Below are 15,397 nucleotides of genomic sequence, written 5' to 3'. Positions count from 1 at the left end.
GGAATAACCGGAGCCACCCTCCTGTTACCGCCCCCGTACCCAAGACCCACCGCCCGCACCCCCAGGAGGCCCCACCGTGACCACAGCCGAGATACGAGGCGAAACCAAGGGCACAGCCCAGTTCCCCCTCTCCGTCCTCGACCTGGTCACCGTCGGCGCCGGCCGCACCGCCACAGACGCCCTCCGCACCAGCGTCACCCTCGCCCGCCAGACCGAACAACGCGGATTCCACCGCTACTGGGTCGCCGAACACCACTCCATGCCCGGCGTGGCCTCCTCCTCCCCGGCCGTGATCCTCGCCCACCTCGCCGCCCACACCACCCGCATCCGCCTCGGCTCGGGCGGCGTGATGCTCCCCAACCACGCCCCCCTGGTCATCGCGGAGCAGTTCGGCACGCTCGAAGCCATGGCCCCCGGCCGCGTCGACCTCGGCCTCGGCCGCGCCCCCGGCACGGACGGCGCCACCGCCGCCGCCCTCCGCCGCTCGGCCCGCCTCAACGAGGGCGCCGACGACTTCCCCGAGCAGCTCGCGGAGCTGACCCGCTTCCTGGACGACGACTTCCCCGACGGCCACCCCTACCGCCGTATCCACGCGGTCCCGGGCCCGATCCAGAGCACCTCACCCGGCGGTGTCCAGTCCCCGCACCGCCCCCCGATCTGGCTGCTCGGCTCCTCCGGCTTCAGCGCCCGCCTGGCCGGCTCCCTCGGCCTCCCCTTCGCCTTCGCCCACCACTTCTCCGCGCGCAACACGATCCCCGCGCTCGACCTGTACCGCGAGTCGTTCCGCCCCTCGGCGGTCCTGGACGCCCCGTACGCGCTGATCGGCGTCTCCGCCCTCGCCGCCGACGAGGAGAAGGAGGCCCGCCGCCAGGTCAGGGCCGCCGCGCTCAACATGGTCCGGCTGCGCACCGGCCGCCCCGGTCTCGTCCCGACACCGGAGGAGGCGGAGGCGTACGCGTTCAGCGTGGTCGAACAGGACTTCATCGATTCCTGGAACGCGGATGTCGTCCACGGCACCGTCGACGAGGTCCGCACCCGCCTCGACGACCTCCACAAGCGCACGGGCGCCGACGAGTTGATGCTCACCACTCACGCCCACAGCGCCGACGTACGCCTGCGCTCGTACGACCTCATCGCGGACGCCTACGACCTGCCGCGCCTTCCTCCCGCGGAGGGCGCCCCTCAGGCCTGAGGGCAGGCCGCGGCCCCCAGCAGTTCCGCGATCCGTTCCGGCGACACCGCGCGGGAGTACAGCCAGCCCTGCCCGGTGTCGCAGCCGAGCCGGCGCAGCCGCGAGGCCTGCGCGTCGGTCTCCACGCCCTCCGCCGTGACGGACAGCCCGAGCCGGTGGGCGAGCTGCACGAGGGCCTCGACGATGATCTCGTCGGCGGGGTTGGGCTGCCCGGCGTCCCCGACCTCGCCGGCGGTGGCGGCGGCCCCGGCTCCGCCCGGACCCCCGTCCTCCTCCCCGTCCTCGTACTGGAACCCCCGGACGAACGCCCCGTCCAGCTTCAGCACCGACACCGGCAGCCGGCTGAGGTACGCCAGGTTGGAGTACCCGGTGCCGAAGTCGTCGATGGCGATGCGGACGCCCATGTCGCTCAGGGCCTTGAGCGCCTGGAGGGGGCGGCCGGCGGAGCCCATCAGCGCGGACTCGGTGAGTTCCAGCTGCAGCAGGTGCGGGGCGAGGCCGGTCTCCGCGAGGATCTCGGCGACATCGGCGACCAGGTCGGAGTCCCAGACCTGGCGGACGGCGACGTTCACGCTGACGAAGATCGGGGCCCGCTCGGGGTGGTCGATCTGCCAGCGACGGGCCTGCCGGCAGGCGGTGGCCAGAATCCACCGTCCGAGCTGGACGATCGAGCCGTCCTCCTCGGCCAGTGAGATGAACCGATTCGGCGTCAACAGGCCGAACTGCGGGTGATGCCAGCGCACCAGCGCCTCGACCCCGCGCACCTCGCCCTCCGCCATGCCCACCAGCGGCTGGTACTCGAGCACGAACTCGCCGCGTCCGACGGCCGCCCGCAGCGTGGACGACAGGGCCTGACGGGTCATCCGGTGGGCGTTGCGCTCGGGGTCGAACAGCGTCCAGCGGGCCTTGCCGTCGGCCTTCGCCCAGTACAGCGTGGTGTCGGCGGCCTGCATCAGCCCCGTCGCCGTCGTGCTCGCCGACTGCCGTTCGACGACCCCGATCGAGGCGGAGACGGACAGTCGCTGCCCGGCCAGGTCGAAGGGCGCCTGGAGCGCCTTGAGGACCGAGTCGGCGAGATCGGCGAGTTGCTCCGTGCCGGTGGAGTCCTCGACCAACAGCGCGAACTCGTCACCGCCGAGTCTGGCCACCAGCGGTGCCCCGGCCGCCGTTCCCGCCGTGCGGAGCCGCGCGGCCTCGTCGGCGCAGCGGGTGAGCCGCTCGGCGACGGCCGTGAGGAGCCGGTCGCCGACGCGGTGTCCGAGGGTGTCGTTGACCGCCTTGAACCCGTCCAGGTCCAGGTAGACCAGGCCGATGCGGCCGGTGCCGGCCTCGTCGTACGCCTCCCGTTCGAGGGCGGCGGAGAGCTGTTCGAAGAACAGGGTGCGGTTGGGGAGGCGGGTCACCGGGTCGTGCATCTGCAGATGACGGAGCCTGGCCTGAAGCTGACGGTTCGCGCTGATGTCGGTGACCGAGAGCAGGACCGCCCGCTCCTCCTCGGGCAGCGGTGCCACCGAGACCTGGACCCACAGCCAGGTCCCGTCCGGCTGTTTCAGCCGTCGTGTACAGCGCAGCCGGGCCTGCCGCCCGCGCAGCACCTCGCGGTACGCGTGCCAGGTGCGGGTGTCCGAGGTCAGGTCCACCAGGTCGGCGGCGACCCGGCCCACGAGCGGCTCGGAGCCCGTCCCCAGCAGGGTCCCCATCGCCCCGTTGGCCGTGACGACCAGCCCGTCCCGGTCGACGACGGCCATGGCGAGCGGCGCGAGGGAGAACGCGGCGGGGGTCGTGGGGCTCTCCTCCGACGACTGTGTCGGCTGAGGTGGCTGAGGTGACTGGGGCGACTGAGGTTGCTGGGGCGCCTCAGACGACTGAACTGACGCATTGGCGTGACGCTCTGTAATCGCCGGCCGGAGGAGATCTGCCGCGGGCGCCGGCCCTTGGGACGTTCCGCTCACCGTTCGCTCCCGCAGTGCACTCGTTTTCGTACGGATCTCATATGTCTCGTCGGAGCGGCCGAACCAGGTACGTAAGGGCGCTCAAGCCGTGTCCGTGCAGGAAAGTGTGCCGATCATAGAGGCTGACCCCAGGGCCTTCCAGCCACTCTCCAGTCTCCCTGAACAACGACCTGATCTGACAGATCGTTTCTGCCCCGAGCTGAACGGCTTCCCCTTTCCGCGGATCGCTTGTGACGTTCCGTGAGCGCGCGGGGTGTCGGCGGGCGTGCCCCGGGACGCGGGCGAGCGGGGTCGAACGGTCGCCCCTCACCCTTCTGGTGCAGACAAACAGGGCAAAGTACTACGAATTCCGAAAATCTGGACGCGGCGTTCCCAAGATCCACGTCCGGAGGTCCCCGTGCAGCGTCCGCTCCCCTGGAAAGACCTCCTGGGCGACCGGGCGCCCGTGCTGCGCAGTACAGCGGCCATGCTCACCTCCCTCACCGCGCTGGCCGCGACCTCCCTGATCGCGGCCCCTTCCGCCGTTCCGCTGTCGGAGCCGTGCACGCTGCGGCGCACCCAGGCGCACCACTCGGAGGGTGTCGACACCTGGAACTCCGCCTATCCACGGCCCACCCGCGACCTCGACGCCGTACTCGTATTCTTGTCATTCCCGGACGCGGCCCCTCTCACCACACCGGCCGAGCTGACCGCGGATCACTTTCCGGCCACCAGCGAGTTCTTCGAACGCGCGTCGTACGGCAAGTTCGCCCTCCGTCCCCATCCGCGCCGCGAGTGGCTGGAGATGCCCCAGCCGTCGACGGCGTACGCCATACGACGTGACTGGAACGCGACACATCGGGCCGCCTACATCAGGGACGCCCTCGCCACGGCCGACCCGCACGTCGACTTCTCCCGCTACGACATCGTGTACTTCGTCGCCGACCCCCACGCGCCCGGTGTCGACTCGGACGCGACGAAGGTGGTGAATCTGCAGACCCCGCTGGAGGTCGACGGCGCGGATCTGCGCCGGGTCGTCACCGTGTTCGAGCGGCATCCGCCGGACCGGCTCGTCCTCGCCCACGAGACCGGCCATGTCTTCGACCTCCCCGATCTCTACCACCGCCCCGCCGACGGCAAGGGCGACTGGGACACCCACGTCGGCGACTGGGACCTCATGGGCAGCCAGTTCGCCCTCGCCCCGGACCTGTTCGCCTGGCACAAGTGGAAGCTGGGCTGGCTGGAACCCCGCCAGGTGACGTGCGTGCGCGGCACCGGGACGACCCGGCTGACGCTGGAGGCGGTGGGGGCCGGGCCGAGAGGGGCGTACGAGGGGGAGACGGAGGAGGTCACGGGGACCGGGGAGGGCGAGGGCGAGGTGGGGCACGCGGGTGGAGGGGGCGGGCGCGTCGGGGGCGCGGGTACGGGGGCGGGTACGGGGGCCGGGGCCCGTGCGGGTGCCGGTACCGGTGCCGTCGGTGGTGGTGGCGGTGCCGCCGCCGGGGTGGCGGCCGGGGTGCGGGGCTTCGGTGCCGGCCGGGGTACGAAGTTGGCGGTCGTCCGTACGGGGCCCGACAGCGCGCTCGGGATCGAGGCGCGGGGCGCGGTCGGGAACGACGCGGCCGTCTGCACACAGGGCGTCCTCGTGTACCGCATCCGCAGCGGGGCCGAGTCCGGCGGCGGCCCCATGGAGGTCCTGGACGCCCACCCGCGCACCGAGGCCTGCTGGGAGGAGTCCGTCTACCCGCCCCTCGCGGACGCGCCGGTGCGCGTGGGCGAGAGCTTCACGGTGCCGGGGGACGACGTGCGGGTGGATGTGGAGGGGCGTACGGCGTCCGGGGCGTGGACCGTGCGGATCACGACGGGCACGACGGGCGTGACGGGGCGGTGAGCGCGCGGGCGCACGAAAGAAGCCCCTCGCTTCCGCGAGGGGCTTCTTTCGTGTCGTGCGCCGCCAGGGACTCGAACCCCGGACCCGCTGATTAAGAGTCAGCTGCTCTAACCAACTGAGCTAGCGGCGCCTGCTGACGTCGTAGACCTTAGCACCCTGATCGGCGGGAGGAAAAATCGATACGCGCACGGTCGCGGAGGTGCTCGAACGGGCCGCGCGCACGGCCGCCCAGAGCAGGACGTCGGGCCCGGGAAGCCAAGGTCGCCGGGTGTCCGGAGCGACGAGCCAGCGGGAGCCGAGTCGGCTGACACCGGGGGTGTCGCGGGTCCCGGAACCGCATGTGCCGCCGGTGCCGGGGACGGTGCCGCCCGCGCCGTCGGAGTCCTCGGGGGCGAGCACGGCCGGGACGGTGACCGCGTCGCCGGTGCCGTGGCAGAGGAGGGGCGGGACCGCGCCGGTGCGGCCGGGGGAGCCCCACTCCTCCCACTCCAGGAGGGTGGGCAACCGGTGGGCGGTGCCGGGGGAGGCGAACAGGAGCACGCGCCCGCGGTAGACGGCCACCGGTCCGGAGCCGGGGCCCTCGGTCCACAGCCGGTCGAGCATCCGCCGCCCGAAGAGCGCGGGCACGCTGACGACGTCGAAGACGGTGCCGCACGGCAGGACCACCGGGGCGGTCGGCCGTTCCTCCCACAGGGTCAGCGTGCTCCGCGGATACGTTCCTGCCGAGGCGAGCCAAGCCGCGCCCTCCGCCGTGACTCCGGCGCCATCGACCCCGTCCTCCGGGTACCTGCCCGTCCCCACTCCACCGCTCATGCACCTAGATCTACCGCCCGCCACCGCCCGACCCCGGGCAGTTACCGAAAACTGGTACGGCAGGTGAGCAAGTGGGGTATCTTGCCCATCCGGCATATGCCAGAGGGTGTTTCGGGAGACGAGGCGCCGCCGTCGCGTGGCTCCCAGCCGCGCGCGGATCGCAGTCCGATCATGTGTCTGGCTCCGGCCGCGGGCGATCGTGCCGCTGGGGCGGCACGGGCTGGGCGCGGGCGGCACCCGGCAAGCGCCGGTACGCGGGACGGCCGCCCCCAGCCCCGCGCCTCAGATGGACTCCGGCCCGCTCACATCCCGGCCCCGAGCCAGCTCCCGCCCGTACTCGATCATCTTCTTCGCGTAGTCCTCGGTCCACTCCGCCCGTTCCGCGACGTCCGCCGGGGTCAGCCGGTCGAACCGCCGGGGATCGGCGAGCTGGGCCGCGGCGATCGCCTGGAACTCCACGGCCCGGTCCGCCGCCGCCCGAAACGCCTGTGCCAACTCCGTCGCCCGCGACAGCAACGCCCGCGGATCGTCGATCGACTCCAGATCGAAGAAGTGCTCGGGATCGCCGGCCGCCTCCGCCGGCTCGAAGAGCAGGGGCGCAGGCCGCAGCCGCGGTTCGTTCCGACGCGACGTGGGCTCCGCCATGTCTTCTCCTCCTCGTACGACGGTTCAGTGGGCCGGTCCCGGGGGCGTCCCGGGAGGAGGGCCACCGTCCATTCTCTCGTGACCGCGCAAGTGGGCATCGGGCCCATCCAGCGCCCCGAACACCACCCCGCACACACCCACGCCCCCGCCCACTACGACCGGGTGCCCACCGCCCTGTACCGGACCGGCGTCCTCGGCCCGGCGGCGGTGCAGGTCAGCGCGGACGGTCGGTGGGCTCGGAGGTGGGGGTGGGCGCGGGGGTGGCCGCGAGGCTGGCGAGGAGTTTGAGGCGTTCCTCGGACGTGCTGCCCGGTTCGGCGGTGTAGAGGTTCAGGCTGTGCACGGCTCGCTGTGACACGGGCAGGTCCAGCGACTGGTAGGTCAGCTTGAGGTGGCCGACCTCGGGGTGCTGCAGCCGCTTGACGCCCTCGTGGCGCAGCCGGACGTCGTGCGCGGCCCACAGGGTGCGGAAGTCGGCGCTGACGGTGGACAGTTCGCCGATCAGCTCGCGCAGCACCCGGTCGTGCGGTTCCCGCCCGGCCTCGGCCCGCAGCAATGCGACGGTGGCGGTGGCGCCGCCCTCCCAGTCGACGAAGAAGTCCCGGGAGCCGGGGTCGAGGAAGTGGTAGCGGGCGAAGTTCGGACGGCCGCGTCCGTCGGTGGCGGCGCGGCTGTCGAACATCGGTGCGTGCAGGGCCCGCCCGAGCGCGTTGTGGGCGATGACGTCCAGGCGTCCGTCGCGCACGAAGGCGGCGGACATCGTGATGGAGTCGAGCATCCACTGGGTGCGCGGCGGGACCTCGACGTCCCGGCGGTGCGACGGTGCGCGCCGGGCGGGCCGGGCTGCGCGGGCCAGGTCGAACAGGTAGGTGCGTTCGTCCTCGCTCAGCTCCAGGGCTCGGGCGACCGCGGCCAGGACGTCTTCGGAGACGCCGCTGATGTGACCCTTCTCCAGGCGGGTGTACCACTCGGTGCTCACCCCGGCGAGCACGGCCACCTCCTCACGCCGCAGCCCCGGGACCCGGCGCCGGGTGCTGGTGGGCAGCCCGGCCCGCTCCGGGGTGATCTTCGCGCGGCGGCCGACCAGGAAGTCCCGGATCTCGGTGCGGTGGTCGCTTCGGTCATCCATGCGTTTCACGGTAGCCACCCCCTCGCGAGGAGGGAGGTCGAGCTTGTACCCCCCATAAACGCGACCTTCCTCAGGGGTGAGGAAACCCGTCTTCTGGGGGAGACGTACCCCGATCACGACCCCGGGAGATCGACCTTGAGTACGCGAGGAGCGACCCTCCACGCCCCCGCCCAGTCACGGATCCAACAGCCTCAGCGGACACCGCCCGCCCGGCTCCCGCTCGTCGTCCACGTGCTCGCGCTGGGCACGTTCCTGATGGGCACCACCGAGTTCGTCGTGGCCGGCCTGCTGCCCGAGATCGCGGGAGACCTGCGGGTCGGCGTCGCCCGGACCGGCCTGATGATCACCGTCTTCGCGGTCGGGATGATCGTCGGCGCCCCGCTCATGGCGATGCTCACCCTGCGGCTGCCGAAGCGGCTGACACTGATGCTCGCCCTGGGCATCTTCGCCGCAGGGCACGTCGTCGTCGCCCTCGGCACGAACTTCACGCTGGTCCTCGCGGCCCGTTTCCTGACCGCGATCGCCACCGGTGCGTTCTGGGCGGTGGCGAATGTGGCCGCGGCACGCGCCGCGGGCCCCGCGGCCAGTGCCCGTGCCCTCGGTCTCGTCGGGGCCGGAGCCATGCTCGCCAACGTCGTCGGCGTGCCGCTGGGCGCGCTCGCCGGGCAGCTCATGGGCTGGCGCGGCCCCTTCTGGGCGCTCGCCGTCCTCTCCGCGGCGTCCATCGTCCTGATCGCCCGCACCGTCCCCCACGACGGCGGCGACCGGCGGGCGGTGTCGATCCGGTCCGAGCTGACCGCGCTGCGCAACGGCCGCCTGTGGCTGGTGCTGGCGGCCTGCGCCACCACGACCGGCGGTGTCCTGGCGGCGTACTCCTACATCTCGCCCCTGCTGACCGACCGGTCGGCGATCGCGCCCGGGACCGTACCGCTGGTCCTGGCCGGCTTCGGCCTCGGCGCCCTCGCCGGTTCCCTCGCCGGAGGCCGGCTGGGCGACCGCCGCCCGCACACGGTGACCATCGCGGCCGCCACGGGAGCGACCCTCCTGCTCCTCGCGATCTCGCTGCTGGCCGGATACGCCGTCCCCACCATCGTCCTGGTCGCCCTGCTGGGCTTCTTCGGCCTCGGCGCCAACCCGGTGCTGATGGCCCTGGCCGTCCGCTTCGCACGCCAGGCCCCCGTCCTGGCCTCCGCCCTGACCGTCTCGGCATTCAACCTCGGCACCGCCGTCGGTTCCTGGACGGCCGGCCTCACCCTCGACTCGTCGCTGGGCGCCACCGGCCCCGCCGCCGTCGGCACCGCCGTCGCCGCCCTCACGCTGATCCCCACCACCGCCCTCGCACTCCTTCGACACCGCCACTGACCCCTCACCCCCCTCACGCACGATCCGGAAATGGAGCACCTCCGATGCGCGCAACCCTCCTGTACGGCGCCGGCGACGTCCGCGTCGAGAACGTCCCCGACCCCGTCGTCAAGCACCCCACCGACGCCCTGGTCCGTATCACCGCCTCCTGCGTCTGCGGCAGCGACCTGTGGCCCTACGGCTCGCACAAGCCGGAGGACGGGCCCGCGAGGATGGGCCACGAGTTCATCGGCGTCGTCGAGGACACCGGCTCGGAGGTGACCACCGTCAAGCGCGGTGACCTGGTCGTCGCCCCCTTCGCCATCTCCGACAACACCTGCGCGTTCTGCCGCGAGGGCCTGCACACCTCCTGCGCCCACGCCCAGGCCAACTTCTGGGACGGCGAGGCGGAAGAGGGCGGCCAGGCCGAGGCGATCCGTGTCCCGCTCGCCGACGGCACCCTCGTCAAGCTGCCCGTCGCGGCGGACTCCGCCCTGATCCCGTCCCTGCTGACCCTCTCGGACGTCTTCGGCACCGGCCACCACGCCGCCGTGGCGGGCGGTGTGAACGAGCGCACCCGGGTGGCCGTGATCGGTGACGGCGCGGTCGGCCTGCTGGGGGTGCTGTCGGCCAAGCGCCTGGGCGCCGAGCAGATCATCCTGATGGGCCGTCACCAGGCGCGCACCGACCTCGGCCGTGAGTTCGGCGCCACCGATGTCGTCTCCGCCCGCGGGGACGAAGGCATCGAGGCCGTCCGTGAGCTGACCGGCGGGCACGGCACACATGTCGTCCTGGAGTGCGTCGGCAACCGGCCCGCCTACGAGCAGGCCGTCGGCATCGTCCGACCGGGCGGCGTCATCAGCCGCGTCGGCGTCCCGCAGTACGAGGAGGCACCGATCGGCTTCGGCAGCCTCTTCCGCCACAACATCCGGCTCGCCGGGGGACCGGCTCCGGTCCGCGCCTACATCGAGGAGCTGATGCCCGACATCCTCGACGGCACCATCGAGCCCGGGAAGGTCTTCGACGCCACCACCGGCCTGGACGGCGTCCCGGCCGGCTACCAGGACATGGCCGACCGCAAGAGCCTGAAGGTCCTCATCAAGCCCTGAACCCGGACACAGGTGGGGGCGCGGCGCAGCAGCCGCGCCCCCAGCCCGCCGTCGAGGGGCCCACCCCACCCGATCATTCCGCCGTCAAGGCGCCCATCCCACCCGGTGCTCCGCCAGCGTCGCCAGCACCGCGTGGTTCGCCTCCCAGCCGTCCGGGAACTTCACGGTCACGCCCAGCTGCACCGGCTCGGTGGACGGATGGTCGTCGAGCAGGTCGGTGACGCCCGCCCGGCACACCACGATGCAGGCGTGCCGGTGCCGGGAGGCGAGGACGCACAGCCGCCCGGTCTCCAGGTGGAACGCCGTCGCGTCGGGGCGCCCGGAGAGCGGATGGAGGACGACCGTCACGTCGTACTCCCGGCCCTGCAGACGGTTCGCCGTGTCCACCACCACGTCCGCGACGCCCAGCTCCGCCAGCGCGGCGCGCACCGCCGCGGCCTGGTCGCGATGGGCCGTGCCGACGGCGATCCGGTCGGCGGTCAGCGGCACGGGCTCCTCGGACCGCTCCGAGGTCGCCGCCCCGCCCCGGTCGAGGAGCCGCCGTACGACCTGCGCCACGGCCCGCACCGCCTCGGGGTCCGTGCGAGGTGTGTGCCGGGCCGGCAGCTCCAGCAGCCCCCACCCCGACTCGGCGGCCTCGTCGATGACCCGGTCCGGGCCGGAGCCGTCCGACGGCACCGCGAACCCGAGCCGCCGGTCCCCGTGGTCCGTGCCGCTGCGGAAGGGCGTGAAGGGATAGAACGCGTCGGAGACCAGGGGCGCCGCCGACGCCGGGAGCCGCCACGACACCGGCAGCCGGTGCTGCGGCAGCTCGGGGTTGTGGGCCAGCAGCGTCGTCACCGCCGAGGCCGACGGGTCGTACGACAGCCCCGCCCACTGCTCGCTGCCCACGATCGCGAACGGGTCCAGCTGCCCCGGGTCACCCACGAACAGCGCGCGCTCGAACAGCCCCGCCACGGCCAGCAGCGCGTCCGACCGCATCTGGTACGCCTCGTCGACGATCGCGTGCCGCCACGGCTCGACGCCCTTGACGTGCGCCCACTTCGCGGCCGTGGAGATCACCACGTCCAGCCCGGCCAGATCGGCCGCCTTCGTCGACTTCCGTACGTTCGGCAGGGCGTCCAGCGCCTTGTCGTACGGGTCGCTGTCGCTGCTGTGCAACCGGCCGACCGGGAGCTCCGGGTCCTTCTCGGCGAGCCGGACCACCAGGTCGTCCACCTGCGCGTTCGTCTGCGCGATGACCATCAACGGGCGCCCGGCGGAGGCGAGTTCGAGCGCGGCGCGCACCACGAGCGTCGACTTCCCGGCGCCGGGCGGCGAGTCGACGACGACACCGCGCGCGTCGCCGTGCAACGTGTCGCGCAGGATGGCGTCGGTGGCGCGGCCGGCCGCCGCCCCGGGGTCGAGCACGGCCTCGGCGGGGGTCACAGGACGTCCTCCTCGGTCACCGGGTCCGGCACCGGTACGGCGTCGGGCTCACCCGGCGGCCCGCCGTGCGTCCACGGTGTCTCCTCCGGGTCGGGCAGCTTCGCCCCGCCCCGCTGGTCGTGTTCGAACAGGGTGAAGCAGAGCCGGTCCCCCTTCTCGGGGACGGACCCCACCTCCGGCTCCTTGCCCCGCCCCATCTTGTCCATGATCCGCAGGACCAGCAGGCTCTCGCGTCCGTCGGCCGCCTCGCCCGGCTCGTGCCCCACGAACTCCGCCGTCTGCGGCTTCCCGCCCAGCGAGCGGTACACCTTCGCGCGCTCCCCGAGATGCGGCCGGTCCCGCGTCGCCACGGTGACCAGGGGCCGGGGGCTCGGCCGCTTGCCCTCGCTGTAGGCCATCACGACGTCCACGACCTCACCGGCGAACGCCTCACCGGACAGCCGTCGCCCGGCCATCACGAGGGGGTCGTCCAGGGCCTCCTGGGCGTCGAGGCGGGCCTGTTCACGCTCGCGCGCGGCCAGCTTGTTCGCGGCGGTGACCGCGTCGTCGACGCGCGGCTGCGGGGGCTCCCCGGCGACGATGCGGTCCCGGTGGCCGGTGAAGGACCAGCGGTCGCGGGTCCACCGGTCGGCCGCGTGGGCACCCTCCGGCAGGGCGCGCAGCAGATCCAGGCCGTGCCACACCGCGTCCCAGGTGGGCCGGGTGCGGCTCTCCACCAGATCGCGGATCTCCTGCTCGGCGGCGGTCAGCGCACCCAGCCGGTCGTCGGCCTCCAGACCGTCCTCGGCGGCGGCCAGCGCGAGCCGCGCCCGGTCGTACCGCTCGATGGCCGGGGCCAGCAGCTTGTTGTCGAACGCCGGATCGGTCGCGGGCCCGGCGGGCGGGCACAGCAACTGGCCGGCGGCGTCCCGCGCCAGCTCGGCCCGTCGCGCCGCCGCCTCGCCCGACTCCCCCTCCGGCGGGTCGATCCAGGCGAGCAGCGACCCCAGATGCTGGTCCTCCACCCCGGACTGGCCGGTGGCCCAGTGCTTGGACAGCAGGTCGGTGAGGGCGAGCAGCAGCGAGGAGCCCGGCACCCGCGCCCGCTCCCCGAAGTGCGTGAGCCACCGCCCGAGCAACGGCACGCGCGGCGGCGCCGGATGGGGTGCCTCCGGGTCCTGCTCGGCGGTGCGCCGGAACCGCATGGAGCGCCCGAGGAGCCGTACGAAGTCGATGCCCGTCCGGCTCGGCAGGATCAACTGCGGGGCGTCCGCGCACAGTTCGACCTCGACCTTGACGCGTTTGCCGGTCTCCGGGTCGGTCTCGCTGCGCTCGGCGGCCTCCACCACGTCGGCGTAGCCGTCCACGTAGGGCAGGACGATGTCCGCCAGCTCGGCGAGGAACGCGAAGCGCAGGTCACGGTCGCGGGGCTGGGGCACCACCAACAGGCGGGGCGCGTCCCGGTCGGTGCCGGCGAGCGCGCCGAGCGGGGCCCCGGCCTCACCGGCGGTGGTGAGCGGCACGAGGACGAGGGGGTGGGCGGAGAGATGCCGGTGCAGGACGGTGGCGGCGGGCTGGGCGCGCCCCGAGCTGACGGCTTCGAGACGGGCGAGGGTGGCGATCAGCGACACGGAACCCCCTCCGGCGCCGGGCCGGGAAGGGTGGCCGACGCCGGGGGCGCGCCGGCGGTGCCGAGCCCGGCGGCTCCCAGCGCCTCCGCCCGTAGCTCCGCCGCTCTGCGCAGCGCGGCCACGGCCGGGTCGTCCGGGTCGCCGGCGTGGCCGTGGGCCGCCGCCAGGACGTCGTCGACGGTGGTGAGACCGCCCAGCTCCGCCCGTGCGGCCCGCCCCAGGGAGGTCACCGCGCCCTCCGTGCGGGAGCGGGCCCGGCAGTGGAAGGCCAGCTCGCAGGCGGCGAGGCACTCGGGGGCGTAGGTCGCGGAGAGCGCCTCGACGGCCGTCGTCAGCTGCTCCCGGGGCAGGTCCGGCGCGAAGCAGGTGCCCTCGGGCAGGTCGTCCGCGATCTCCTCGATGCGGGTCAGCCGGGTCAACTGGCGGCGAGTGACCGCCCGTTGCTTGCGGATGTCCACCGCCGCGGCCGTCGGGAGGTTGGTGAAGTCCTTGGGGCAGACCAGCAGCACCCGATGGCGCACCTCGGGCGCGGGGGCGCCGCCGCGGGCCTCGCCGCCGAGCCGGGAGGCGACCTCCTCCAGCGCCAGCACGTACACCGCGGACTGGCGGGCGGCGGCGCCCACCTTCGCCGGGTCCGCCGAACCGTCCAGCATCGGGAAGGACTTGATCTCGACGACCGACCAGGTGCCGTCCGGGTGGATCACCACCGCGTCCGGTTCCAGGAACGCGGGGGAGCCCGCGACGTCGAGCGCGAGCATGGGGTGGTCGAGCAGGGTCCAGCCGCCGGCGTCCGTGGCCTCGCGCAGCGCCAGCGCCGTACGGGCGGCGCGGCCCTCGGGGCCGACGGCGGCGAGGTCGGGGACCGACGCCGAGGCCGGCGGCTCGGCACCGGGGTCCAGTCTCTCGTGGACCAGCCGCAGCAGTTCGGCGCCGCCGTCCGCCTTGACCCGGGCCTCGAAGGCGTTGCCCCGCATGAACGCGAACTGGGACTGGCCGAAGGCGGAGGGCGAGCCGAGCGCGTCCGCCAGGACCGCCTTGTTCACCCCCGCGCCGTCCAGCAGCGCGCGGCGCTCACAGCCCGGGTTGGCCGCGAGCGCGGCGAGGGCGCGCGCGTCCAGCGCCTTGGGTGGGACCTCGGGTCCGCGCAGCTCAGCGAGCCGCTGCCGCAGCGCCGTCCCCTGCTTCCGAGGGGGCGGCACCCGGCTCGGGTTCGATGATCCGCTGCCGTGGAATTCGCTCACCCGGGGAAGTCTGGCACTCACCACTGACAATTGGGGAAAGGGAGGCCCGAGAGGCGGCCGTGGCCACGACGGCGGACCCCTCCACGGGCCGCCGGTCGGCGGATGCCTCCACGGGCCGTCGGCCGCCGCCGTCGAACCGGCTCGCGGCCGTCGTGCCGAGGCCGAGCGAGACCCGCCACTGGTCCGCGAGTCGCAGCACCAGCGGCGTCAGCAGCAGGCCCGCCCCCATCACGGCGGCGCCCGCCACCGCGTCGAGGAAGTAGTGGTTCGCGGTGCCCATCACGACGATCGTGGTGATCAGCGGGTACGCGACGGCCGCGATCCGCACGAGCGGTGAGCCGCCCGCGAAGCGCCACAGGATCACCCCGCACCACAGGGCCCAGCCGACGTGCAGGCTCGGCATCGCCGCGTACTGGTTGGTCATGCCGCCCAGGCCCCGGGGCGCGCTGGCCTCGCCGCCCCACCAGCCCCACGAGCTGTAGTGGGCCATCGTGTCGACGAAGCCGTGGGAGGGGTCGAGCAGCCGGGGCGGGCAGGTGGGCAGCAGGGTGAAGCCGATGAGGCCGATAAAGGTGGAGGTCAGCAGCCAGGTGCGGGCCGCGCGGTAGCGCACGGCGTGCGACCGGAAGAGCCAGACCAGGAGCGCGGGGGTGACCAGGTAGTGCAGCGACGCGTACCAGAAGTCGGCGGGTATCCCGATCCAGGGTTCACGCGTGAACAGACGGTTCAGCGGATGCTCGGCGTTGAGCCGGAACGCCTTCTCGATCCGCAGGATCGCCAGCCCGTGCTCGACGGCGTGGGAGGTGTCGCCGCGGGCGAGCAGCCGGCCCGCCGAGTACGCCCCGTACACCAGCAGGATCAGCGGCAGCTCGGTCCACCAGCGGAGCCGCGTGCCAGGCGTCCCCTCGGTAACCGGTGCGCCGGTCGTTCTGCTGGCCGGTGCCTCGGTCGCCTCGGTCTGCGGCATCCGAACGTCCTCCCCCGTCTGTGCGCGTGACGCGTCGATGTTCATCTGTGTGTGGTGCTCGTGTGGCCCTTGAGCAAGACGATGTCCAAGACGCTGGGAT

12 protein-coding genes and 1 tRNA gene are annotated in these 15,397 nt (G+C 73.4%); 4 read left to right on the top strand and 9 right to left on the bottom strand.

Annotated elements, in window-relative coordinates:
* Positions 1–76: 76 nt before the first annotated feature.
* On the top strand, positions 77–1,192 hold the full coding sequence (locus L3078_RS17120; RefSeq protein ID WP_239754651.1) for an LLM class flavin-dependent oxidoreductase: 1,116 nt from the start codon (positions 77–79) through the stop codon (positions 1,190–1,192).
* Here the strand turns inward: L3078_RS17120 and L3078_RS17115 are convergent.
* Positions 1,183–3,144, bottom strand: a complete 1,962-nt coding sequence (locus tag L3078_RS17115; RefSeq protein WP_239754650.1) for a putative bifunctional diguanylate cyclase/phosphodiesterase — start codon at positions 3,142–3,144, stop codon at positions 1,183–1,185. The two genes, L3078_RS17120 and L3078_RS17115, sit on opposite strands and share 10 nt — an antisense overlap.
* 397 nt (positions 3,145–3,541) lie before the next feature.
* On the opposite strand from L3078_RS17115, the gene L3078_RS17110 reads away from it, so the two are divergent.
* On the top strand, positions 3,542–5,014 hold the full coding sequence (locus L3078_RS17110) for a M6 family metalloprotease domain-containing protein (RefSeq protein WP_239754649.1): 1,473 nt from the start codon (positions 3,542–3,544) through the stop codon (positions 5,012–5,014).
* A gap of 56 nt (positions 5,015–5,070) precedes the next feature.
* On the opposite strand, the gene L3078_RS17105 is transcribed toward L3078_RS17110, so the two are convergent.
* From L3078_RS17105 to L3078_RS17090, 4 genes are all read right to left on the bottom strand, one after another.
* Positions 5,071–5,144: transfer RNA gene (locus L3078_RS17105), tRNA-Lys, on the bottom strand.
* Complete coding sequence (locus tag L3078_RS17100; RefSeq protein WP_239754648.1) at positions 5,135–5,827, bottom strand: bifunctional DNA primase/polymerase; 693 nt, start codon at positions 5,825–5,827, stop codon at positions 5,135–5,137. The genes L3078_RS17105 and L3078_RS17100 overlap by 10 nt, the downstream gene beginning before the upstream one ends.
* Before the next feature lie 282 nt (positions 5,828–6,109).
* A complete protein-coding gene (locus L3078_RS17095) occupies positions 6,110–6,472 on the bottom strand; it encodes a hypothetical protein (protein ID WP_239754647.1) in 363 nt (120 codons plus the stop codon).
* A 214-nt stretch (positions 6,473–6,686) separates the two neighbouring features.
* Positions 6,687–7,601, bottom strand: a complete 915-nt coding sequence (locus tag L3078_RS17090; protein ID WP_239754646.1) for a helix-turn-helix transcriptional regulator — start codon at positions 7,599–7,601, stop codon at positions 6,687–6,689.
* A gap of 135 nt (positions 7,602–7,736) precedes the next feature.
* Between L3078_RS17090 and L3078_RS17085 the strand changes: the two genes are divergently transcribed.
* Both L3078_RS17085 and L3078_RS17080 read left to right on the top strand, forming a co-directional pair.
* Positions 7,737–8,963 (top strand): MFS transporter, encoded by a 1,227-nt coding sequence (locus tag L3078_RS17085; protein ID WP_239754645.1) that lies wholly within the window; start codon positions 7,737–7,739, stop codon positions 8,961–8,963.
* 44 nt (positions 8,964–9,007) lie between these two features.
* Positions 9,008–10,051 carry a zinc-dependent alcohol dehydrogenase family protein gene (locus tag L3078_RS17080; RefSeq protein ID WP_239754644.1) on the top strand — a complete coding sequence of 348 codons (1,044 nt, stop codon included), beginning with the start codon at positions 9,008–9,010 and terminating at the stop codon, positions 10,049–10,051.
* Between the two features lie 84 nt (positions 10,052–10,135).
* On the opposite strand, the gene L3078_RS17075 is transcribed toward L3078_RS17080, so the two are convergent.
* The 4 genes from L3078_RS17075 to L3078_RS17060 are packed head-to-tail and all read right to left on the bottom strand — an operon-like array spanning position 10,136 to position 15,297.
* A complete protein-coding gene (locus tag L3078_RS17075; protein WP_239754643.1) occupies positions 10,136–11,479 on the bottom strand; it encodes an AAA domain-containing protein in 1,344 nt (447 codons plus the stop codon).
* A complete protein-coding gene (locus L3078_RS17070) occupies positions 11,476–13,089 on the bottom strand; it encodes a hypothetical protein (RefSeq protein WP_239754642.1) in 1,614 nt (537 codons plus the stop codon). The genes L3078_RS17075 and L3078_RS17070 overlap by 4 nt, the downstream gene beginning before the upstream one ends.
* A complete protein-coding gene (locus L3078_RS17065; RefSeq protein WP_239760351.1) occupies positions 13,080–14,288 on the bottom strand; it encodes a hypothetical protein in 1,209 nt (402 codons plus the stop codon). The genes L3078_RS17070 and L3078_RS17065 overlap by 10 nt, the downstream gene beginning before the upstream one ends.
* Positions 14,239–15,297: a phosphatase PAP2 family protein gene (locus tag L3078_RS17060; RefSeq protein WP_239754641.1), complete on the bottom strand. Its 1,059-nt coding sequence runs from the start codon at positions 15,295–15,297 to the stop codon at positions 14,239–14,241. Before L3078_RS17060 ends, L3078_RS17065 begins: the two co-directional genes overlap by 50 nt.
* Positions 15,298–15,397 lie beyond the last annotated feature (100 nt).

It is taken from the genome of Streptomyces deccanensis, from assembly GCF_022385335.1.
In the GTDB taxonomy this organism is placed as follows: Bacteria; Actinomycetota; Actinomycetes; order Streptomycetales; family Streptomycetaceae; genus Streptomyces; species Streptomyces deccanensis.
Note: the sequence above shows the minus strand (reverse complement) of the source record. Positions and strands in the feature narration are given on the sequence as shown.

What these genes read in the sequence shown, in the direction of transcription:
- L3078_RS17095 (WP_239754647.1), bottom strand. Translation starts at nt 6,472, where the DNA reads ATGGCGGAGCCCACGTCGCGTCGGAACGAACCGCGGCTGCGGCCTGCG.
- L3078_RS17090 (WP_239754646.1), bottom strand. Translation starts at nt 7,601, where the DNA reads ATGGATGACCGAAGCGACCACCGCACCGAGATCCGGGACTTCCTGGTC.
- L3078_RS17080 (WP_239754644.1), top strand. Translation starts at nt 9,008, where the DNA reads ATGCGCGCAACCCTCCTGTACGGCGCCGGCGACGTCCGCGTCGAGAAC.
- L3078_RS17100 (WP_239754648.1), bottom strand. Translation starts at nt 5,827, where the DNA reads ATGAGCGGTGGAGTGGGGACGGGCAGGTACCCGGAGGACGGGGTCGAT.
- L3078_RS17060 (WP_239754641.1), bottom strand. Translation starts at nt 15,297, where the DNA reads ATGCCGCAGACCGAGGCGACCGAGGCACCGGCCAGCAGAACGACCGGC.